Annotated in this window: 18 protein-coding genes; 14 read left to right on the top strand and 4 right to left on the bottom strand. The window is 34.7% G+C overall.

Features of this window, described 5'->3' with window-relative positions; all coding sequences use genetic code 11:
- Window positions 1–28: 28 nt before the first annotated feature.
- The gene (locus tag QWT87_RS11215) at window positions 29–757 is read right to left on the bottom strand and encodes a lysophospholipid acyltransferase family protein (RefSeq protein WP_302716148.1); all 729 of its coding nucleotides are present in this window, start codon (window positions 755–757) and stop codon (window positions 29–31) included.
- Window positions 758–760: 3 nt separating this feature from the next.
- Complete coding sequence (locus QWT87_RS11210; protein WP_076395241.1) at window positions 761–1,219, bottom strand: GtrA family protein; 459 nt, start codon at window positions 1,217–1,219, stop codon at window positions 761–763.
- A 233-nt stretch (window positions 1,220–1,452) separates the two neighbouring features.
- Here QWT87_RS11210 and QWT87_RS11205 point away from each other — a divergent pair, with 233 nt between their 5' ends.
- The gene (locus tag QWT87_RS11205) at window positions 1,453–1,719 is read left to right on the top strand and encodes a hypothetical protein (RefSeq protein ID WP_087710611.1); all 267 of its coding nucleotides are present in this window, start codon (window positions 1,453–1,455) and stop codon (window positions 1,717–1,719) included.
- A 115-nt stretch (window positions 1,720–1,834) separates the two neighbouring features.
- On the opposite strand, the gene QWT87_RS11200 is transcribed toward QWT87_RS11205, so the two are convergent.
- Window positions 1,835–2,203: a helix-turn-helix domain-containing protein gene (locus QWT87_RS11200; protein ID WP_185209503.1), complete on the bottom strand. Its 369-nt coding sequence runs from the start codon at window positions 2,201–2,203 to the stop codon at window positions 1,835–1,837.
- A gap of 106 nt (window positions 2,204–2,309) precedes the next feature.
- Between QWT87_RS11200 and QWT87_RS11195 the strand changes: the two genes are divergently transcribed.
- From QWT87_RS11195 to QWT87_RS11135, 13 genes are all read left to right on the top strand, one after another.
- Entirely contained in the window at window positions 2,310–4,367 is a 2,058-nt protein-coding gene (locus QWT87_RS11195; protein ID WP_302716147.1) for a hypothetical protein, read from the top strand.
- Window positions 4,343–4,876, top strand: a complete 534-nt coding sequence (locus QWT87_RS11190; RefSeq protein ID WP_302716146.1) for a hypothetical protein — start codon at window positions 4,343–4,345, stop codon at window positions 4,874–4,876. The genes QWT87_RS11195 and QWT87_RS11190 overlap by 25 nt, the downstream gene beginning before the upstream one ends.
- A gap of 1,019 nt (window positions 4,877–5,895) precedes the next feature.
- Entirely contained in the window at window positions 5,896–6,330 is a 435-nt protein-coding gene (locus QWT87_RS11185) for a hypothetical protein (protein WP_302716145.1), read from the top strand.
- Between the two features lie 444 nt (window positions 6,331–6,774).
- Entirely contained in the window at window positions 6,775–7,164 is a 390-nt protein-coding gene (locus tag QWT87_RS11180; RefSeq protein WP_302716144.1) for a WG repeat-containing protein, read from the top strand.
- 78 nt (window positions 7,165–7,242) lie between these two features.
- The gene (locus tag QWT87_RS11175) at window positions 7,243–7,641 is read left to right on the top strand and encodes a WG repeat-containing protein (protein WP_302716143.1); all 399 of its coding nucleotides are present in this window, start codon (window positions 7,243–7,245) and stop codon (window positions 7,639–7,641) included.
- 623 nt (window positions 7,642–8,264) lie between these two features.
- The gene (locus QWT87_RS11170; RefSeq protein ID WP_302716142.1) at window positions 8,265–9,014 is read left to right on the top strand and encodes a hypothetical protein; all 750 of its coding nucleotides are present in this window, start codon (window positions 8,265–8,267) and stop codon (window positions 9,012–9,014) included.
- A 724-nt stretch (window positions 9,015–9,738) separates the two neighbouring features.
- A complete protein-coding gene (locus QWT87_RS11165) occupies window positions 9,739–10,590 on the top strand; it encodes an ATPase (protein ID WP_076395245.1) in 852 nt (283 codons plus the stop codon).
- Window positions 10,591–10,611: 21 nt separating this feature from the next.
- Window positions 10,612–12,906 (top strand): NADP-dependent malic enzyme, encoded by a 2,295-nt coding sequence (locus tag QWT87_RS11160; RefSeq protein ID WP_076395247.1) that lies wholly within the window; start codon window positions 10,612–10,614, stop codon window positions 12,904–12,906.
- 253 nt (window positions 12,907–13,159) lie between these two features.
- Window positions 13,160–13,360 carry a bacteriocin-like protein gene (locus QWT87_RS11155; protein ID WP_087710599.1) on the top strand — a complete coding sequence of 67 codons (201 nt, stop codon included), beginning with the start codon at window positions 13,160–13,162 and terminating at the stop codon, window positions 13,358–13,360.
- Window positions 13,361–13,530: 170 nt separating this feature from the next.
- Window positions 13,531–14,115 (top strand): Holliday junction branch migration protein RuvA, encoded by a 585-nt coding sequence (ruvA, locus tag QWT87_RS11150; protein ID WP_076395252.1) that lies wholly within the window; start codon window positions 13,531–13,533, stop codon window positions 14,113–14,115.
- Window positions 14,116–14,121: 6 nt separating this feature from the next.
- On the top strand, window positions 14,122–21,222 hold the full coding sequence (gene sov, locus QWT87_RS11145; RefSeq protein ID WP_456237183.1) for a T9SS outer membrane translocon Sov/SprA: 7,101 nt from the start codon (window positions 14,122–14,124) through the stop codon (window positions 21,220–21,222).
- Between the two features lie 111 nt (window positions 21,223–21,333).
- Window positions 21,334–21,711: a glycine cleavage system protein GcvH gene (gcvH, locus tag QWT87_RS11140; protein ID WP_076395258.1), complete on the top strand. Its 378-nt coding sequence runs from the start codon at window positions 21,334–21,336 to the stop codon at window positions 21,709–21,711.
- A 25-nt stretch (window positions 21,712–21,736) separates the two neighbouring features.
- The gene (locus QWT87_RS11135) at window positions 21,737–22,063 is read left to right on the top strand and encodes a VanZ family protein (protein WP_302716140.1); all 327 of its coding nucleotides are present in this window, start codon (window positions 21,737–21,739) and stop codon (window positions 22,061–22,063) included.
- A 361-nt stretch (window positions 22,064–22,424) separates the two neighbouring features.
- On the opposite strand, the gene QWT87_RS11130 is transcribed toward QWT87_RS11135, so the two are convergent.
- Entirely contained in the window at window positions 22,425–22,625 is a 201-nt protein-coding gene (locus tag QWT87_RS11130; RefSeq protein WP_302716139.1) for a hypothetical protein, read from the bottom strand.
- Window positions 22,626–22,750 lie beyond the last annotated feature (125 nt).

Below are 22,750 nucleotides of genomic sequence, written 5' to 3'. Positions count from 1 at the left end.
TTCTGAAAACAAATATATATTATTTCTATTAATTATAGTGTTTTAACAGAGTTTTTTTTATTGTCTCAAAAGAGGACGATTTAAGGTCTTTCGGTGATTCTGAAGGAGTTAAAATTCCGTTGAAATAAACTTTTGCTTTACCGGGATAACCTTTGGAATTATCAAACGGAAAAATTTCCTTTAATCCGATGAAAGTAAAGACCACAATAGGAGAGTTGTGTTTCGAAGAAAGCGTAAATGCACCGTCTTTAAATTCATCCAGAATAATGGACGTATCATCCGGAACACCGCCTTCAGGGAAAATAACAATGCTGTTTCCTTCTTCCATTTTTTCGGCACATCTCCGGTAAACATCGGCGCGGCTTCTCGCGCTTTTACGGTCTACCATTACACAGATCCTTTTATATATGGTTCCGAAGATCGGAATTTTTACCAGTTCTTTTTTTCCTACGAAACAAACAGGATGATCTGCACACAAAATACACATCAGCATAATATCCATAATCGATGTGTGGTTAGATATGAAAACGTACTGTTGGTTTTTGTCTAATTTCTGATCAGAAAGCTTCGTAAGATCGTACCGCAGACCCATTCCGAAAAAAATGCAGTAGCTCCACCATCGTACAAACCGGTAAGCATATTTATAATGGTTTTTATTGAATGATAAAATGTAAACCGGAATTCCGAAAAGGATGGTGAAGACAAATGCTAAAATCAGCATCCAGAATCTCCAGAGGTAATTTAAAACTTTCGTCACAGCCTATCCGTTAAAGATTACTTTTTTCTTGATGGAATAATTTAAAACCGAAACCAACAGAATGGCAGCAATTTTACTGATCATTTCCGGACTCAGCGTATAAATAATCAAATCTATATTATCCTTAAATATATAGCTGTAGAAAATCTGGAAAAAACCGAGACTTAATAATGTTGAAATAAAAGAAACCATCATAAAATAGGCAAATTCTTTTCTTTTGGAATGCTTTCCTCTTTCAAAAACAAACCAGATACTCAGGAAATAATTGGTGATGATTCCGCAGCTTGTAGAAAAAATATTACTCAGCGGATAATGGATTCCGTGGAAATTGGTTTCGCGCGGAAAGAACTGAGGAAGGGAAGTGCTGAAGAGTTTAAAACTCCCGATTTCTACAACCGCACTGAGTCCTCCTGCAATGATGAAGAACAAAACCTGTTTCTGACGTAGTATTAAATCTCTCATCCGATTTTTATGATATGCAAATTTATAATTATATGTTAAACCGGTAAAAAAAGATGTTAAATATTTTTTTAGATTCAAAATTATTTCTAAATTTAATTTTCAGAATGATGTAAAACTGACCTGATAATAAATTCATTTTCAACTATTTGTGTTGATGGTTTTTTCTATCTTGTAATGCGTGATTAGAAGCATACGATCAAAAATTTTTACGACCACATTTTAATAATATTTGTATGAAACGTCAAAACAAATACAGAAAATTCCAGCTTCAGCAACAAAATATTGAAGCTCTAGAAAGAGAAAATTCACGCTTCAAACGTGTCTATTCCGAGTATGAAAATATGTCCAATGAACTTTGGAATCTTGAAAATGCAACAGACGAACCTGTTCCCGATGACTTCATCAACGCGATGATTCTTCAGACCTCTTATCTGGAAGATGAAATTGAAGACTGGCTGATTCAGTTTAACGATAAAAAGACCACAGACATAAAACAATAACAATGCATCTGAAAAAAAAATACTAAAAGAGAGCTTTACGAAATTAGTGGGCTCTCTTTTATTATTTCAGTTAGTATTCGCAATGTCATGTTGAGCCTGTCGAAGCATCACAAACCTACTTACTTTTCAATGCCTCAATCTCTGCTTTTAGATCCTTGATCTGTTGTTCGTAAACTTCAATTAATTTTTTTGAAATCTCAGAATATTCGTAATAAATATTATCATTGTCGACAGCTTGATAACCCGTTCCATTTTCACGTATTTCCTGGTTAAAATTTTTTTGCGAATCAGTTTCCAGCAAATCATTCAATGGAGTTTCCAAGATCTTAGAAATATCCACAAGCCTTTCAACGGTTAGTTTTGTCTCTCCGGTTTCTATTTTACGGTAGGCTGAAGCGCTCAGATCCAGATCATGAGCCATGTTCTCATAAGAGAAACCTTTTTTACTGCGGATCTCCGCTATTTTTTTGATAATCTTTTCCATATTAGTACTGATCTTTTTCGTAAAAGTAATAATTTTTCCGTAAAAGTGAGTTGTACATCAAGGTATTTATTTTAATATTGCAAAAAAAATATTAAATCAAAACACGATGAAAAAAACTAATTTTTTGCTGTTAATAGCATTTGTATTTTTCCTGATGAGCTGTAGAAACGAATTGGATACAATACAGGAAAATGAAAAATTCAAAACGGAAGCTAAATTCTCTCTGCTCAGAAAAGAGCAGGTAAATCAGCAGGTAAATCTTCTCTCAAAGCTTTCGGAAATTGAATCTAAAGGATTTAAAACAAATAATATTATTGGGAAATCTGTTCAGGATTCTGTTCTTGAAGGAGCAATTATCAATACCGACGAGGTGCTTTTAGCAGAAAGAGGAGAAAAAAAGACCTACACATTTCCTGTATACAGAACAAATTCTGATAAAATTGAAAATCTGGTACTTAAAGAAAATGCAGATAAAACTTACTCCGGATTTCTTATACAATATGCTTTAACAAAACAAGAAAGGGATCTTTTTATTTCCGGACACGATGTGGATATTAAGTCGAAAATAAAAATTTTTAATATTGATAAGCTTAATTTAAGTTCGAGAATTCAAACCGATGTTGTAGGATGTTATGAGATTACATGGGAAACAGGAACCTGCTCCAGTAGCTATCATCATGAGTATGGAGACAATACTTGTACACTCACAGGCGATAATGCGGCTCCCAAGCCTACAATTATTGCCATAAAAGATATCTGTTCCAATTACAGCAATCAGACAGACGGTCCAAATACCAATCCTAACATCCCGAATGATGGAAGTTCCGGCTCCTACGATACAGCTCCGTATATAGGAAGCGAGGCAGAATTGATAGAAATGAATAGAGTATTCAGATTAAAGCTCAGTGTTGCACAGCTTTCATGGTATGATGCTCACACCGTATTAGGAATAGATCTTGCGAAGCTGTATAATGAAGATAGCTCTGTCCCTCATCTGAATTTCTTGAAATCACTTATTGATTACATGAAAACATCAAATAACACAGGAGATACTTTTTTATATGCTACTATTATAAATTTTTTAAAGCAGGAAGGGAGTTATCAGGAAAATTGGACGCTGATAAGTAGTATATTAGCTGAGCATAATCCTGATTTAGGAATGGGAGTTTTAAATTTTCTTATTCAAAATACTAATGTATCTTGGCAGCAGTTTCAACCTCTTTTTAATTTTTTTAAATCTTTTACAGCAAACAATCCTAATGTAACTTGGGAGCAGTTGGAAAAGTGGTTTTTAAAAGGACAATTAGACTATCAAAATAGCTCAGATGTTGAATTTGCAGGAAATTTATCAGCATTATCACATGATTTACTAGTAGCAAATCAAAATAATACATTAAACCAACTACAGGCAAATTGGCCTAATTGGGAAAAAATTAAACAAAATATTAAAAATTCTATCGCGCAAGGTATCCATCAAACGGCAAAAGTTGTAAAGACTTATTATGATGAAGTAATTGACGATCCATATATTAATAATGCTGCAACAAGAGTTGTATTAAATGCTTATATTGATTCCCTTAGAAATGAAATAAAACAGACTACGAATATGAATAAAGATACAATGAAATGGCAGGATTTGTTTAACATATGGCTGTTTGAATTAATGCCAAATCCTTATAGTAGTATTAGTTTTACGTGGAATTCTAATGTTATAAACGGAAATACACTTTATAATGCAACTACTAATGCGGTATATACATTTCCGAAAGGAGATTATGAAGATTCTGTAACGCACAACAAAACTCCTTTAATTAATAAGTTAAAAGCTTCTCTTTCTAACAATAGCATTGGTGTCGGTTCTATATTAAATGGATATTTTAAATATGATTTTGCACAATACTATGCTACTCTATCAAATCAAAATATAGGGATACAAATGTTAGGTTCATATCCTATTAGAGCAAAAATAATATCTAAAGGTAACGGTGTAGCTGTAGTACAGTTTTATATATATAATATTTTAGGTTGGGAATCAGCAACTAGATTTGTACAGAATGGACCAAAAACAATAGGTTTTGTACCAGACAAAGAAATAGGAGAAGGGCTTCACTTAGGAGGTAATTTAATTAACACATTTACATGGGAAGAAACAATAATTTATTAACACTTTTATTACCACTCATTATCACTTCTTGTTTAAGTGATAATAAGAAAGAGTATACGAATGTTTACTGGCTACCTAAAACTAAAGAACTTGCGGGAACTTACTTAATAGATAGACATTTTCACGAAAAAGATAAATTACCAAGTGACTCAATAGTTTTAGTTCTAAATGCAAACGGTAAATTTAAAGTCAGAAATTTTTTAAGCTTAGACAGTAATGACTATAACAACAATTTTGAATTTATTCCTTACGCAGAAGGAAAATGGAGCTTGATAAAGAATCCTATTAGTTCAAAAGAAAATGATTACTCAACATCTATAATCATGGAATATACTGGCATATATGATAAATATAACAAATACGATAAGTATTTAAATAAAAATAATAAATTTTTAGAAATACAAGAAATGCAGATGAAGATAAGTGACAGCAGTTTTATATTTTGTTTTTTTACAGGTGATCCTGACCATAATCAGTACAGATATTATTTTAATCAAATTAAGAAATAATAGAAAGTTTACATTTAGAGCATGTTTAAAAAAAAGATTCGCATTAATTATTTAATTTTATTGTGAATGTTTTATTGATTATACCGTAATAACAAATATTCTTTATTTTGAAGCGTTTTTTCACAATTTTATCTATACTTTTGAGTAAATTAAAGATTTCGAAAGCTCATACTGATCAGCATTTTTTCAAAATAAAAAGTATTTTTTTTGTTTAAACATGCTCTTAGGTGGGAATCTTAAAATAATTACATATTATCTTTTTAATAAAAATGCTGAGTGTTGCCTCTTTTTTCATCAAATTAACACTTTCATAAATATAAAGATGATCGTCATTTTTGTAAAAGATTACCTCAAGAATAAAAAAACAATAACTGCATTAGGATGTCATTAAAACTGTATACAATATTACTGTCATTAGCTTATATATTTATATTATTATCGTTTTCAATAATAATGGCTACAATGGTTTGCATTATGAACATTAATCCTAAATTTTTGTTTCTATATATAATACAAATTACAAGTCACATTTTTGAATACTATAATTTATTTTGTATTACTCTTCATTTTATTTTATTAGATATAATTACATTTTATTTTAAAAGATCTAGAAATCTAGCTTTTATTAGTTTGAGTAGTACTATATTAGGTGTAATACTAAATGATCACGAATTAAGAGTATTATTTGTTTACAAAAGCCAGCCAATTGATCAAAATTTTTATTTTATCTCCTATTTAATTGCGATATTATTGTGGTATGCAATTTTAAAAAAAGTATGGAATTTAAAAATAAATTAATGAAAATAAACTATACTAAAGTTATGTTATATGAGAGGTAATGCCATGTTGTGTCTTCTAAGCTTCTAGTAATTAGAATGTTATGAAATTATTAAATCTTCTGAAGCTTGTAGCCATTATATTATTTTGATAATAGAAATGTTAATGTCTTTTATTATTATTACAATCTTATTGGGTACTATGAATTGGCACTTGCTAAAAAAATGGATTAAATTCAAGATATGAAAAAGAAAACAAAAATATTCATTTTAATTACTTTGTTTTTTGCTTATCAAAAAGCATTTTCTCAAAATACTAATTGCCCTAAAGAAATAAGTTTCTTTGCATATAATCTACCAATCGACGGAATAGATTGGTATGTGCCTATTAAATATAATATCACAAAAGAATTTATAGATTTAAAGATTCGAAAAGACAATAAAGACGAGTTATATATTCGATTTAAAATAATTGAAACTTTAAAATGTGATTTTAAAAACATGTACGATTGTGATATGAAGTATAAAGTATTGACGTATGATGAAGAAACAGATTCTTATCAAGAAAAAAAATCAGAGATAGAGTTTAAATTTTCAGAAGGAAAAGGAAAAATCTATATACGGCATCCCAATTTCCCTGAAATAATTAGTGATGCAACATCAATAGACAAGAAATAATTGTAGATTCGACGGTCAACTTTCAAAAGAATTACTTAAAAAGGAAGAACCAATAAAATAAGCTCATTAGGATGCAAATAAAAGAAATACTAAAAGTTACTTTATTAACTATTTTAGTGGTATCATGGGTGGTAATTTGTAATATGAATTTTATTTTAATAAGGAGTTTGATAGATATTTTTATAAATGTTTATTGGCTTTTTTATATCCTAATAACGTATTTCTTTATATATATCTTTTTTTATTTAATGATTATTTTTTATTTATTTAAAAATAAAATTATTAGACTTAATTATATTTTTGTACTTTTTTTTACAATTGCCTTTTATTTATCAGCAGAGTTTTTTACTGCGAAAAATGAAAGAATTGATAGTATTATTAGATCAATTCTGATCATTTTGGGCTGTTCAGGTTTTATTTACTATTTTTTTAAAAAATGGATTTATGAAAAGAAATAGACTTCTATTTGTATCATTATTTCTTCTGCTTATGCCATTAATTTTAAAAAGCCAAGAGTTGGCTGTTTTTAATCAGGATACATTATGGGGATATAAAGATAGAATGGATAATATTATTATAAAGCCTCAATATCAATTTGCGAAAAAATTAGTGGATAATTATGCTGTCGTTTATAAAAATGATTCTGCAGGAATTATCGATAAAAAAAATAATGTAATCATTCCCTTTAAATACAATCTAATTCAATACATAGAAAATGATCATTTTTTGTTTGGATATCATACAAAATATTTTGGAGAATATAATATGGGAATAATAGATAAAAATTTAAAAATAATAATTCCAGAAAGCTTTTATTATATACAAAAAAAATAAAACCTCTATAAGGTTACTAAAAATGTCGACACAATTTTAAAGTCAAACGATTCAGGAGATTTGCGATCAGTAAAAAGTTTGTATGGTCTATTCAATCTTGATGGTAAAGAAATTATTCCATGTATATATGATCAAATATCCTATTTAAATGAAAATTTAATTGTTGTAGAAAAAAATAATTTATTTGCATTGTTCAATTACAACGGTATCCAAATAACCGATTTTATCTATATGGTTTTTGGAGATTTTCATGATGGTCTAGCAAAGGCTAGAATAGGTAATAAATTTGGATTTATTAATGAATTAGGTGAAATTGTAATTCCTATTAGATATGATTATTGCGAGGAATTTATCAATGGCTTATCAGTTGTTACAATAAATAAAAAATGGCTGGTTATAAATACAAAAGGAAAAGTAGTAATACAGCCAAACGATTCGTACGAAGAAGTTACAAAACATCTTAATAATATGAATTGAAAATTATCTACAAATTAATAAGCCGCAGGAAATTTTCTGCGGTTTTGTAAATAATAAATTATAAAAAGTTGTGAGCATAGTATTTTTACTTTTGGTTGTTGTAGCATTAATAATAATACTGTGTGTCGCCTTTTTCTTTTCGTCAATGTTAGCAATTTCCATTCGGGCATTTGTAATAGGAAATAAATCTCTTGGTTACTTTTTCCTTGGTCTATTTTTGCTATCCGTGTTAATTTTGGTCTATATAATGATGAATTAAGCAATGATGTAATATTAAATTATGGAGATATATGGTAAAGTCTTTCTCTACTTCTTGATGAAAATACTTTTTATACAATAGAATCTTAAGCAACATTAAAAAGCTGTGAGACTAACTCTTTTGTCAATCTAAAAATGATCAATTGAAATATTATTGTCATTTTTGTAAAAGATTATCTCAAGATAAAAAACCAATAACTGCATTAGGATGTCATTAAAATTATATTTAGTATCAATTCTTTTATTTTCGTAACAGTAGTATTACTATTTTCACTACTAATAAGTATCAACCATATTTGTAGAAATATATCTACATACGAATATGAAGATTTTTTCTAAATTTACTTCAGTTAAAAAGCACATCTATGTCAAAAAATGAAAACGGGCATGCAAAAAACATTGCAAATGCCAATCTATTGTGTTCGCACATCGCAGATTTAGGAGCAAAATACAATCCTAGCAATCCAAAACTATCATTAGCAAATCTTCAGACCCTTTACAATTCCGCTTTTGCAAGTCAGGAAGCTGTAAACAATTCTGTAGCACCATACTCTTTGGCGGTAGACGATCGTGAGACGCTTTTTGCTCCCATAGGCAAGAAAATTACAAAGCTTCGCAAAATGTATAAAGCGACGGAAGGAGTTACGCAGGCTCAGCTGGAAGATTTTATGACTATTGCCAGAAAACTGAAAGGAGTAAGAAAAGTAAAACCTATAGCTACTACAAATACGGAAGAGGAGCAGAAGCAAAATTCCGTTTCACAGATGGGATACGATTTCAGAACCAATAATTACGACCAGTTGATCTCGCTTCTTCAGAACACTCCAAACTACAATCCCAACGAAGCAGAATATAAGGTAATAACTTTACAGCAGGAGAAAAGCCAGATGCTACAGGCAACACAGGCAGTTGCAGATGCATTTATCCCTCTGAATGCAGCCAGAAGTTTAAGGAATAGTACAGTTTACAATTCGGAAGATAACCTTATAGATATATTCAATAGAGCCAAAGACTATCTCTTTACTATTTTAGAAAGCAACTCTCCCGAGTACAAAGCAATCTCAAGAATAAATTCAAAAAACGTTAAAAACAAAAGAGCTTATACATTTGTATAGGCTCTTTTTACTTAAAAATTTAATTTGTTTTCGAGGCATTTAAAATCTTCTTTTCAGTTCACCACTCTGTTTGTCATCCCGTAGGGATCTAAGCAGTCTATTAGAAATTTTAGAAAAAATCTCCAACAAAAACAATTTATAGATCCATAGACTCTGTTTGTCATCCTGAATAGAATTTTGCGAAGCATTATGAAATGAAGAATCTTTATTAATTAGATATTGTATATTTCCGTTCAGTTGAGGTCATTCACCTTTCTAAAAATATCAAAGATATTTCTTAATAGCTGTTAACACCTTAATGATCTTAATGGCTTAAAATAAATACCATATAAGATAATTTCTAAAATATAAAGAAACCCTCCATTATATATAAAACTTTGTCAAAAGTAAATGATGTATTGTCTAAAATGGATAAAGCTTCGTCCGAAATAGATGAGACATTGTTCAAAGTATTTATTGCCTTGTCTAAAATATATATAATGTTGTCCAAAGTATATAAAGCTTTGTCCGGAATATATAAGACATTGTCCGGAGTATTTATTGACTCGTCTGAAATATATAAGAGATCGTCTAAGTTATATAAAGCAATTTCCCCCATATTTTTTGCCCTGTACAAAATATTAAATACCTTCTCACAACACAAATAACACATATGTCATGTTCAGAATCCGTCATCTTACAAGATAAATTCATAATTTAGCATCCTTAAACTAAAATGTAAAATATGGTTGCTATTGTTGATAGTGGTTCTACAAAATCCGACTGGGTAATTTTGGACGATTTTAAAAAGGTCTTCCTGAAAACAGAAACCATTGGCTTCAACCCAAACTTCATCAACAAAGAACTTATTGTTCCTGAAATTGAAAAAAATACAAGCCTTACCACCGTTAAAAATTCGATTAAGAAAATCTTTTTTTATGGTTCAGGATGTGGTGTTCAGCAAAATTGTGATATCATTATAGAAGAACTGGGAAAAGTATTCATCGGCGCAGAAATTATTGTTAAAGAGGATCTCACAGCAGCAGCTTATGCCGCTTACAGAGGAAAGCCCGCCATTGTCTGTATTTTGGGAACCGGTTCCAATTCTTGCTATTTTAACGGAGAAACCATTAAGATTCAGTTGCCTTCTCTCGGATTTCTTGTAGGAGACGAAGGAAGCGGAAGCGCAATCGGTAAACAACTGGTAAGAAGATTCTTTATGCAGAAACTTCCCGCAGATCTCTCATCGGAGTTTGAAGAAACGTATAAGCTGACTGTGGAGGAAGCATTGAAAAACATGTATCACACTCCAAGACCCAATGCGTACTTAGCAGATTTCAACAAATTTGTAGTGGAAAGAAAAGATCATCCGTATTTACAGAAAATGGTGCATGAAGAAATGCTTAATTTTTTCGATTATCAGGTGCTTCCTTATGTAGAAGCCAAAGATGCCGAGATCAATTTCATCGGATCAATAGCCTATTATTACGAAGATGTTTTACGTTCTGCAGCGGCAGAGCTTAATCTTAATGTGGGACAGATTGTTCAGAAGCCTATCGAAAGTCTCGTAAGCTACCACATTCAATATATATTATAATTAAATAACAAAATTCATTATATGTCAAGTAAAACCCACCGCGACGAAAAGAACTTTAATCAGGCGGCTTTAGACTATCATAAAGCCGAACCTAAAGGTAAGATCGAAGTGATCCCTTCAAAACCACACTCATCTCAGAGAGATTTGTCATTGGCGTATTCTCCGGGGGTTGCAGTTCCTTGTATGGAAATCCACGATAAGCCCGAAACGGTGTACGATTATACAGGAAAAGGAAATCTGGTAGCTGTTATTTCAAACGGTACCGCAGTTTTAGGTTTGGGAGATATCGGTGCAGAAGCTTCAAAGCCGGTAATGGAAGGGAAAGGTCTTTTGTTCAAAATTTTTGCGGACATTAACGTTTTCGATATTGAAATCAACGAAAAAGATCCTGATAAATTCATAGAAATTGTAAAAGGTATTGCTCCCACGTTTGGAGGAATCAATCTGGAAGATATTAAAGCTCCGGAAGCATTTTATATCGAACAGAGACTAAAAGAAGAACTGGATATTCCTTTGATGCACGACGATCAGCACGGAACGGCGATCATTTCTGCAGCAGCATTAATCAATTCGCTTCAGATTGCCAATAAAAAGATCGAAGAAGTAAAAATGGTGGTGAACGGAGCAGGAGCAGCAGCCATTGCATGTACCAATCTTTATATTTCTCTTGGTTTGAAAAGAGAAAACGTATTGATGTGCGACAGTAAAGGAGTGATTAACCACAAAAGAGAAAACCTTACTCCCGAAAAAATCGATTTTGTTGCTCAGACGGACATCGAAACATTGGAAGATGCCGTAAAAGGTTCAGACGTTTTCGTCGGATTATCAAAAGGAAATGTAATGACGCCGGAAATGTTGCTGAGCATGAATGAAAATCCTATCGTTTTTGCATTGGCAAATCCGGATCCGGAAATTGCGTACAATGTAGCCCTTGAAACCCGCAAAGATGTCATCATGGCAACAGGAAGAAGTGATTATCCTAATCAGGTTAATAATGTTCTTGGTTTCCCATATATTTTCCGCGGAGCATTAGACGTTCAGGCAAAAGGAATTAATGAAGCAATGAAACTGGCGGCTGTTCATGCCATTGCAGATCTGGCAAAAGAGCCTGTTCCGGAGGCGGTAATTTTAGCGTATAACATTCAGAATCTGCAGTTCGGAAGAGAATATTTTATTCCAAAACCATTTGATAACCGTTTAATTACAAAAGTATCCAGTGCGGTAGCAAAAGCTGCTGTAGAAAGCGGAATTGCCAGAAAGACAATCACCGATTTCGAAGAATACGAAAACAGCCTTCTCGACAGAATGGGAAGAGACGAGAAGCTGGTAAGAATGATGCAGAACCGTGCAAAAGCCAATCCGAAAAGAATTACTTTAGGAAATGCGGAAGAATACAACGTTCTGAAAGCGGCACAGATTCTATATGAAGAAGGAATTGCCTATCCGAGTCTTTTAGGAAATAAAAAATACATTAAGGAGCAGATGGAACATTTCGGGATCAATCTTGATATTCCGATTATTGATCCAAGCGACGACGATCAGAAAGAAAACAGAAAAAAATACAGAGAAACACTTTGGAAACTTCGCCAGAGAAAGGGAATGAACGAATACAAAGCAAAAAGATTCGTTCGCCAGAGAGATTATTTCGGTCCTTTGATGCTGAAACATGGCGATACAGATGGATTAATCGTTGGTTTCTCTAAAAACTATACTTCTGTTCTAAGACCTGTTTTAGAAGTAATTGAAAAAGATAAAGGGGTTGATAAAGTAGCAGCAATGATGATGATTTTGTCTGAAAAGAAACCAATTTTCTTTGCAGATACCTCCATCAATCAGAATCCTACAGCGGAAGATTTGGTAAATATTGCTAAAATGGCAGAATTTACCGTAAAATCTTTTGCCATCGAACCGAGAATCGCCATGCTTGGATTTGAAAACTTTGCAGCCATCTCCGAAACTTCAAAGAAAGTAGCAAAAGCAGTAAGCATCCTTCACGAAAAATATCCGAAAATGATCGTGGACGGAGAAATTCAGCCGGATTTTGCGATGAATTCAGATCACTTAAGCGATTATCCATTCTCAAAATTAGGAACAACGCCTGCCAATACATTCATTTTCCCGAATCTTGAAAGCGCCAACCTATCCTACAAGATCATCAGAGGAATGAAAGTAGCACAGGTAATAGGACCAATTTTGATGGGTCTGAAACAGCCAGTTCACGTTTTACAGATGCGTTCAAGCGTAGATGAGATTGTAAACCTTGCAACCATTGCCGTTCTGGATGCCCAGAGAAGAGAGAAAAAAGATAAGAAATAATAAAAAATCTGTTCTTAAGATAGAAAGCAGTACACAAAATAACGGTGTACTGCTTTTTTTTGCGTCCTAATTTCACAATTTTGTGATATTAGGACAGGTAAATTTGTATTTTGAAAATCTTTTGAAATACCTATGAATACTAAATTTTCTAGGGGTAAAATAAATTGTAAAATACATTTTCAGAATTAATTATTTAAATATCTGTTCAACAGGTAGATAAATTAAATACTTTAGGAGAACCAAAAATTACATTATGAAAAATTTCAAAAAACTTTCAAGAGAAAATTTAAGACAGATTGCAGGAGGCGGACCCGGAGGAAAGCCATTGCAGTCTCCGGACGGAGGGTATTACTGCCTTCCTTCTCAGGGACAGTTATGTTTGGTAGGATGTACACCCACCTGCGTAAACGGAGCCTGCAACATCAGCATGTGTCTGGATATAAATCCGGTGTAGATTTTTGTAAAATTAAAGTAAGAAAATGAAACCTGTCCATTTGGATAGGTTTCGTTTTTTTGAGAAATTATTGCATTTACAGTTAAAAATTAAGTTAAAAATCATTCGCGCGTGAAATGAAAACATAACTTAGTTTAAATTACTATATTTGGGAGTTATAAAAATTAATAATGATATTTTCACTTCAAGGCATTGTTCAGGAACTTACGCCTACTTACGCAGTAATCAACGTACAAGGAGTTGGTTACTATGTAGGTATCAGTTTAATGACCTCACAAACCCTCACAACCAATAAAGAAACTTTTCTTTTTATTCAGCAGATCATCAGGGAAGACGCTCATTTGCTATTCGGATTTAACACTCGTTCAGAGAAAGATATGTTCAATCTGTTAATAAGCGTTAATGGAGTAGGAGCTGTTTCAGCACTTATTTTACTGTCTACTTTAAGTCTTGATGAGATCGCTTCGGCAATCCTCTCAAAAAACAGCGCACTTATTCAGAAAGCCAAAGGAATCGGGGCAAAAACAGCCGAAAGAATCATTGTGGATCTTAAGGATAAAGTACAGAAATTCAGCAATCCCGAAGAAAACATTTCCACGTTTGCAAATAATAAAATCAAGGAAGAATCGTTATCTGCATTAGAAGTTTTGGGCATTCCTAAGCGAATGAGCGAGAAACTTGCGGATAAAATCATGAAGCAGGATCCTAATATTTCAGTAGAAGAGTTGGTAAAACAAATTTTAAAAAACATTTAACATTTGGTGGCGAATAATAAATATTTCAATATAATTCTGTTCTTGTCGTTTTTGCTTGTGTCTACATTTACATTTGCACAAAGACGGCCTGCAGCAAAGGTAAGCGATACCGCAATTATCAAAAAAGATTATCAGTTGGCAGATCCTACACAGTATGAAGCCTACTACGATATAAAAACAGGAATGTATTTCGTATATCCTAAAGTAGGAAATACCATAACAGGACAGCCGACTGCGATGTCTCCGGAAGATTACAAAGAATTCATGATGGAAGCGCAGACAAAGGCTTACTATAAAGAAAAATCAGACCGTTACAGCCTCATGTTCCGGAAAGATAAAAGCGATGCGGCGAGAAAAGGTTTAATTCCTTCATTACAGATCAACAACAGGCTTTTTGAAACCATTTTCGGAAGCAATAAAATCGAAATAATTCCTTCCGGGTATGCTTCTTTCGATTTAGCCGGATTGTATCAGAAGATTGATAATCCATTGATTTTACCGCAAAACAGAAAGAGTTTTACGTTTGATATCGACCAGAGAATTCAGCTTGGTTTGTTGGGGAAAGTGGGAGAAAATCTTCAGTTAAAAGCCAATTATGACACCCAGAGCGGTTTCGCATTTGAGAACAGAATGAATCTCGTCTGGCAGGCAAAAGGAAGCTGGAAAGACCTTCAGCAGAAAGGTTTGCAGGATGTAGATAAGCCAAGTGCAGGAGGAGAGGACAAAATCATCAAAAGAGTAGAATTCGGTAACGTTAATATGCCGCTTTCCACCAGTCTCATCCGTGGTTCACAGTCTTTATTCGGGGTTAAAACAGAATTTCAGTTAGGTAAAACCTTCGGAACAGTCGTACTTTCCCAACAACAGGGTGAAGCAAGGAATATTACGGTTCAGGGTGGCGGTGTCATGAATACATTTAAATTAAATGCAATTGATTACGAAGACAACCAACACTACTTTTTAGGACATTATTTCTTAGATAAATATGACGGCGCTTTATTAAATTATCCTCAGATCAATTCGAAGATCAGCATTACAAGATTGGAAGTCTGGGTTCTGGATCAGGGAAACAGCAACTTGCAGTACCAGAAAAGTATTGTCGGGATCAGAGATTTGGGGGACGCTCCGGGAGTTCTTCCGGATAATAATCAACCGGGTTTCAACCTGTATTCCACGATCAACGGATTACCGGGTTTAAGAGATGCGAGTACCGCATACAATGCCATCAAAGGGCAGAACCTTCCTGTTGCGACAGGAACAACAGAAGTTTATCAGGATGGTGAACACTTTATCTTCAATAAAAAAGCAAGAAGATTAAATACCAACGAATATACCTTACAACCGCAGTTAGGATACATTTCATTAAACCAGAAACTGAACGATAATCAGCTTTTGGCGGTTTCTTTCTCCTACACGGTGAACGGAAGCAATCAGGTGTACAAAGTCGGAGAATTCTCTGAGGAAAGTACGGTTTTAATGGCGAAACTTCTGAAGCCGAATACAACAGTAAAAACAACTTCGCCAATGTGGAATCTGATGATGAAAAACATCTATTCTCTGGATGCAGGACAGGTTAATCAGGACGGATTCATCCTGAACGTATTATACAGAGATCCACAATCCGGAGGTAAAGTAAATTATCTTCCGGTTGCCAATAATCCACAGGTAAACAATGTTCCATTAATTAAATTATTAAACTGGGACAGACTGAATGCGAACGGAGATTTACAGAACAACGGAACTTCAACAGGAGACGGTATTTTCGACTTTGTTAACGGAATTACCATACGTCCGGAAACAGGAAGAGTGATCTTTACTAAAGTTCAGCCATTTGGAAACTATATCCAGAATGTCATCGGAAGTAACGATCCACAGTACGTGTTCTCAGATCTGTACAGCCAGCAAAAACAGGTTGCTACATCAAGTAACTTGGCACAGCGTTATACCATCGAAGGTCGTTACAAAGGCGTTCAGGGACAGGGAATTTCTCTGGGAGCAGTTAACGTTCCTCAAGGTTCCGTAAAAGTTTCTGCGAACGGAGTTCAGCTTACGGAAGGCATAGACTACACCGTAGATTATATGTTGGGAACCGTTACCATCATCAATGAGCAGGTAAAACAATCCGGGCAGGCAATTAATATTTCACTGGAAAACCAGTTAACATTCAATACCCAAAGAAAGAGATTCATGGGATTGAATTTAGAAAGAAGATTCAATGAAAACTTTATCTTGGGAGGAACCGTTGTAAACTATTCCGAATCTCCGCTTACTCAAAAAGTAAACTATGGTCAGGAAGCTGTTAATAATACAATGGCAGGAATCAATTTGATGTACAACAATCAGCTTCCGTTCCTTACGAGATTAACAGATAAAATACCTTTGGTAAATACAGAAGCACCTTCCAATCTGAATTTCAAAATGGAGGCAGCTTATTTACTTCCAGGGTTAAATAAAGGGATCAACGACCAGTCTTATATTGATGATTTTGAACAGACCACTTCAAAAATTACTTTAAAAGAACCTACAGCGTGGAGTTTAGCTTCAAAGCCAGAAAAAAATCAATCTGATTTGGTATTTCAAGGAGCTGGAAAAAATAACGACATAACAGAAGGCTATGGAAGAGGTTTGCTGTCATGGTATAATATCGATCCGAGATTTTACGGTGTGGGAGGAAAAGCTCCGACAGGAATCACGCCGCAGTCGGTTTCCAATCACGCTTCAAGAAGGGTTCAGTTCTCAGAAATTTTTAACAACAGAGATTTCGTAGCAGGAGAACAGACGTATACGAATACATTTGATATTTCGTATTATCCGGCAGAGAAAGGGCCTTACAATTCCAATCCGGCTACAGAAACAACCGCACAGAGATGGGCGGGAATCATGAGACCGATCAGCGTTTCCAATTTCGTGAATTCAAACATCGAATATGTTGAATTCTGGATGATGGATCCTTATGCGGACGGAAATACTTTGGGTACCAATCCAAAACTTTTACTGCATTTAGGAAACGTTTCGGAAGATATTCTGAAAGACGGACAGATGCAGTACGAAAACGGATTGCCAACGCCTTCAGCTCCGTCTACTACTACGGCTTCAAACTGGGGAACACAGCCAAAGCAGCCACCGATTCTTTATGCATTCTCAAGTGAAGGAGCAGACAGAACCGCTCAGGATTTGGGGTATGACGGTTTAAGTTCGGATCAGGAAGCGGCATTGTTCGGAAATACATTTATCAATCCGGTTACCAATGTTTCCGATCCTGCAGTAGATGATTTTGTATTCTATATGTCTGAAAAGTTCACAGGAACTCAGGCATCATCTTTGGTTCAGCGATACAAGTATTTCAGAAATCCGGAAGGGAACTCTCAGAGCAATTCTTTAGAAGTGGCTTCACAGACCCCGGATGCGGAAGATATTAATAAGGATTACAACTTAGATCAGACAGAAAGCTACAACCAGTATGAGGTAAGCTTAACGCCGGGAAGCCTTACTTTAGGACAGAATAATATCGTAGACGTTAAAACAGTTCAGGCATCATTCCAGAATGGGCAGACTTCTCAGGTAAAATGGTATTTGTTCAGAATTCCGGTTTCCCAGTACGTAAATACGGCAGGAGATCATGATGCTTCTATTTTGAATAATGTAAGATTTGCAAGATTATTATTAACAGGTTTCGACCAGACTTCAACGTTAAGATTCGGAACCATGGATTTGGTGAGATCAGACTGGAGAAAATATCCTAAAAATATTGCCACAACCGGTAATTCTGGTGCGACAGATGAAGGAACATCTCCTGCAGACAACAATAACTTCGAAGTGGGAAGTGTAAATATTGAAGAAAATGCACTGAATCAGCCACCTTACGTTCTGCCTCCGGGAATCGACAGACAGATTTTAAGCGGTAATGCAGGTGCACAAAGACAGAATGAAGCTTCTTTATATTTAAAAACGACATCCCTTGCTCCATCTGAAGCAAGAGGTGTATTTAAAAATACTTCTCTGGATATGAGAAGATACAAAAAATTAAAACTTTTTGTACATGCTCATGATCCTAAAAACTCTGATTTGAATATTGGGCAAATTGATCCGAAAACTAAATTCTTCATCCGTTTGGGTAGTGATGCTACGGATAACTACTACGAATATGAATCCTCATTAAAGATTACTCCAGCGAACGCAACGGCTTCTATGGAAATCTGGCCGATGGAAAATGATGTGGATTTAAATATTCAGGATTTTGTTGATGCTAAAATAAGAAGAGATAAAAATCACCCTACGCAAATTGTACAAAGATTAAAAGATGAGGTTTTTGATCCGGGGAATACTTTTAAAAGTCTTTACATCAAGGGACGTCCAAGCTTAGGAAATATTACAACCATCATGATTGGTGTCAGAAACGGTTTTGATAGAGGGTCTTCCGGATCCGTAGCGCTCGACAGAATTCTTTGGGTAAACGAAATCCGTCTTTCCGAAATAGAAAACGACGGAGGGTATGCAGGAAACGCCAGCTTAAACTTCAACCTTGGAGACTTTGCAACCGTGAATACAAGTGCTTCTTATACTTCAGTAGGATTTGGAAACATTGATTCTAAACCAGCCGAGAGAAACCAGTCGACTCAGTCTGCATTCAGCATCAATACCGCAGTAAATGTAGATAAATTTTTACCTGAAAAAACAGGAGTTAAAATTCCGGTAAACTATTCTTATTCGCAGACTATTGAAGATCCGAAATACAATCCTCTGGATACGGATGTTGAGTTTAAGAAAGCAGCAAACAAAGAGCAGCTTAAAAAAGTAGCAAGAACTTATACACAGCAAAGAAGTATCGGTGTTGTGAATATGCATAAAGAAAGAATGAATCCGAATAGGAAACCTAAGTTCTACGATATCGAAAACGTATCGGTAACGGCGGTTTACAACGACGATTATTATAGAGATATTTATACCAAGAAAAATTACAGACAGTATCTGAGAGGGTATGTAGATTACAACTACACATTCAAACCTTGGGTAATCCGTCCGTTCAATAAAATGATCAGCGATACGGCGAAGTCTACGAAATATCTGAGATGGGTAAAAGAATTTAACTTTAATCCTGTTCCTACAAGATTCTCTTTCAGAACAGAAATCGACAGAAATTACAACGAGTTGCAGTTTAGAAATATCGATGCCATCCTTACAGGAAACTATGGGGATGACTTTGCAGCGATTAAAAACAGAAACTTCTATTTCGGATGGCAATATGGTTTAGGATTTAATTTTACCAAATCTTTAAAACTGGAAATTAACTCGGCAACCAGAACATTGAATGACAATGTGGACGTTAATACAATGGACAACAGTTCTATTTTCGGAAATGTATTAAGAGCGGGTAGACCTGTACTATATAACCACAGAGTTCAGTTGAACTATAAATTACCATTCCAGTATCTGCCATATCTCGATTTCATCGATGCGGAATTAGGTTACGGATTTACCTACAACTGGAATGCAAGATCTACCGTGTTACTGGCAAGTCCGGACGGAAGCTTAGGTTCAATCGGTCAGAATACAAATGTCATTCAGGCAACCGGAACGGCAGATTTCACCAAGTTCTTTGGACAGTTTAAGTATTTCAAAAATATTTCGGCAAAATTGCAGAAACGTAAACAGGAAATAGATTCCTTAAACAATGCATATACGCAGCAGTGGGAGAAAAACAGATATGCTTATAAAAGATATAAGTTTAAAAACAGACTGACTCCGCTTCAGAGCATGGCGTATTTGTTAACCTCCATGAAGCAGTTAGATATCAATTATTCTGAAAATAATGGAACAGTGCTTCCTGGATTATTATCGGCTCCGAACTGGTATGGTTACGGACAGACTTTGGGAGGTCCAACCATCGGATTCCTTTTCGGTTCTCAGGCAGACATCAGAAGAACGGTAATGGAAAACGGATGGGTAAGTGATTCCGAATTTATGACAGATCCTTATGTACGAATGTCGACACGCGAGCTGCGGGCTAATTTGCAGGTTATGCCGATGAACGATCTCAGAATAGACATCAGTGCACTGCATAATTACAACCGAAACTTTACCCATACAGGATTTAATTACAGAGATCCGAATACGGGAGTTGCCAATCCGAACTATACATTTGCAAATGATTTGGTAACCTACTCCAACTCGGTGGTCTTGTTGAAGACGGCATTTAAAGACGGAGCGGCAATTTATCAGGCAATCAGACAGAATGCACAGGCTTTATCTCAGCAGAAACTGGGTGCTTTAGAGCCGAACGGATTCAAAGACGGTTATGGAATTTCAAATGCCTATATTTTGATTCCTGCATTCAGAGCTGCGGTGGAAGGAAAAACAGTAAAAGAAATGACGAACCCTAAAAAAGCAGGACTTCCGATTCCAAACTGGAAGATCACTTATTCAGGGTTGAGAAATATCCCGATCATCAACGCACAGTTCTCAAAGTTTGATCTTTTACATTCTTATCAGGCGACTTATACAGCAACAGGAATTCAGTCGAGTATCGATTATTTCAACAGTCTTAATGCTTACGATGCAACGCAGAGAGATATTAATGATGATTATATCAATCCGTTCACTTTTGCTCAGGTAGGTTACGTAGAAAACTTCTCACCTTTGATCGGAGTAGACATGACGATGAGAAATAATATTCAGTTGGGTATTCAGTACAACAGATTAAGAACATTGTTACTCGGATTAGTAAACCATACCTTAACAGAAGATTCAAACAGCGAATATGTTGTGAGAGTAGGATATATCATCAGAAACTTCAGATTAGGAATGACGAATGTGAGAGGACGAGGAAAAGCAAAAGGAAGTGACCTGAACATCAGAGGAGATTTCTCGCTGAGAGACAGCAAAACGAGCATCACCAACATTTTACTGGATGATTCTCAGGTTACAGGAGGTCAGAGATTGATGAACATTAAAGTTTCAGCAGATTATAATGTATCACAGAACCTTAATCTTAGAGTATTCTATGAGCAGATGACTTCTAAATATAAAATCTCAACAGCCTTCCCGCTGTCAACAATCAGAGCAGGTATTTCTGCCACGTTTACATTCGGAGACTCAGGCGGTTTCTAATTAGAACGAAAATAAATTTAAATGTCCCTCAGTTTTTGAGGGACATTTTTTATATCCGATATTTGAACCTTCTGGAATTTTGAATACATTTGTACAAATAAAAAATTAAAAATGAACACACCATCAGAATTAAAGTACACGAAAGATCACGAATGGATCAAGATTGAAGGAAATGTTGCTACAATCGGTATTACAGACTTCGCACAGGGAGAGCTGGGAGATATCGTTTATGTAGATGTAGACACTGTAGATGATGATCTTGAAGGAGGTGCGGTTTTCGGAAGTGTAGAAGCTGTAAAAACAGTTTCAGATCTATTCTTGCCTATCTCAGGAAAAGTGATCGAATTCAACTCAGAATTGGAAGACCAGCCGGAATTGTTAAATTCAGATCCTTATGGGAACGGATGGATCATCAAATTAGAAGTTGCTGAAGGTGCAGATCATTCAGAATTACTTTCTGCGGAAGAATATCAGGCAATCATTGGATAAGATTTCAAAAATATTCAGTAAGATATTGCCCATTTATTGGGCATTTCTTACTTATATGCTTCTCAGACCGGGAGAAGAAAACCATGAGTATTGGTTTATGTTCAGCGGTATTGACAAGATTTTGCATCTAAGCATTTTTGCGGCATTAGGTTTTTTCTTCATTGCCGCTTTTCCAAAAATCAGATTTTACTATTTCATCCAGATCATTCTGCTGTATGCATTTCTTACCGAGATCCTTCAGGAAGAAATGGGATTGGGAAGATCAATGGAAACTTTAGATATTGTGGCAGACACCTTTGGTTGTCTCATCGGCTACTATATATATAAGTTCTTAGAAAAGCGATTTCTTTAATTTCGAAAAATATTTCCGTTATTATTGCGGTCAGAAAACGGCTATTAAATCTCAGGAAATATCACGGTTGTTTTAAAGACCTTCTAAATCTATACTTTTCTTTCTTTTTGTAAGAAGCTATTTCCCGCTATCCACTGTATCTTTTGGGTTACGGGCTCCGCTTCGCTCCGCCCGCAACCCAAAAGGATGCCGTTTCTATCGGGGCTAGGAATTTCAGAAGCCTTACTAAGATACCGACAGACTTTTCATTTGTAGGTGCCTCAAGAGATTCTCTTATACTGGATTTTTAAATACATATATAATAAAGAAAAGAGACGATCTCAAAAGTCAATACCTCACTTTTTAAATATACTTTTCCTATTTAACTCTTTTTCCCCACAAACTCCTTTCTCTCCAACACTTCCTCAAACCCTCCATTTTCCCATTCAATCCAATAGAATTTTTCTTCAGAACTCAATATTTTCGTCTTTTTCCATGATTTCACTGCCCGTTCAACGGTTTTTCCAGAACTAAAAATATCAAATCGATTAATGTGGAAAACTGTGAATACCCATATAAACATAAATAAACCAGTGTTTTATGATATAAATTTACCCACAATAAGCATTCCAGTGTAAATATTATGTTAAATATATTTGGTAGAAGAAGGTTAAAGTCTCTATCTTTGCCCCACTGAAAACGAGAGTT

Source organism: Chryseobacterium urinae (assembly GCF_030518295.1).
In the GTDB taxonomy this organism is placed as follows: domain Bacteria; phylum Bacteroidota; class Bacteroidia; order Flavobacteriales; family Weeksellaceae; genus Chryseobacterium; species Chryseobacterium mucoviscidosis.
The sequence above is the reverse complement of the archived record's forward strand: the minus strand, read 5'-3'. Positions and strand labels throughout refer to the sequence as shown.

Bases quoted from the DNA above. Each gene is read 5' to 3' on its own strand.
- QWT87_RS11205 (WP_087710611.1), top strand. From the start codon at position 1,453: ATGAAACGTCAAAACAAATACAGAAAATTCCAGCTTCAGCAACAAAAT.
- QWT87_RS11210 (WP_076395241.1), bottom strand. From the start codon at position 1,219: ATGAGAGATTTAATACTACGTCAGAAACAGGTTTTGTTCTTCATCATT.
- QWT87_RS11160 (WP_076395247.1), top strand. From the start codon at position 10,612: ATGTCAAGTAAAACCCACCGCGACGAAAAGAACTTTAATCAGGCGGCT.
- ruvA (WP_076395252.1), top strand. From the start codon at position 13,531: ATGATATTTTCACTTCAAGGCATTGTTCAGGAACTTACGCCTACTTAC.
- QWT87_RS11170 (WP_302716142.1), top strand. From the start codon at position 8,265: ATGTCAAAAAATGAAAACGGGCATGCAAAAAACATTGCAAATGCCAAT.
- QWT87_RS11180 (WP_302716144.1), top strand. From the start codon at position 6,775: ATGAAAAGAAATAGACTTCTATTTGTATCATTATTTCTTCTGCTTATG.
- QWT87_RS11190 (WP_302716146.1), top strand. From the start codon at position 4,343: ATGGGAAGAAACAATAATTTATTAACACTTTTATTACCACTCATTATC.
- QWT87_RS11130 (WP_302716139.1), bottom strand. From the start codon at position 22,625: ATGTTTATATGGGTATTCACAGTTTTCCACATTAATCGATTTGATATT.
- QWT87_RS11200 (WP_185209503.1), bottom strand. From the start codon at position 2,203: ATGGAAAAGATTATCAAAAAAATAGCGGAGATCCGCAGTAAAAAAGGT.
- QWT87_RS11165 (WP_076395245.1), top strand. From the start codon at position 9,739: ATGGTTGCTATTGTTGATAGTGGTTCTACAAAATCCGACTGGGTAATT.
- QWT87_RS11185 (WP_302716145.1), top strand. From the start codon at position 5,896: ATGAAAAAGAAAACAAAAATATTCATTTTAATTACTTTGTTTTTTGCT.
- gcvH (WP_076395258.1), top strand. From the start codon at position 21,334: ATGAACACACCATCAGAATTAAAGTACACGAAAGATCACGAATGGATC.
- QWT87_RS11195 (WP_302716147.1), top strand. From the start codon at position 2,310: ATGAAAAAAACTAATTTTTTGCTGTTAATAGCATTTGTATTTTTCCTG.
- QWT87_RS11155 (WP_087710599.1), top strand. From the start codon at position 13,160: ATGAAAAATTTCAAAAAACTTTCAAGAGAAAATTTAAGACAGATTGCA.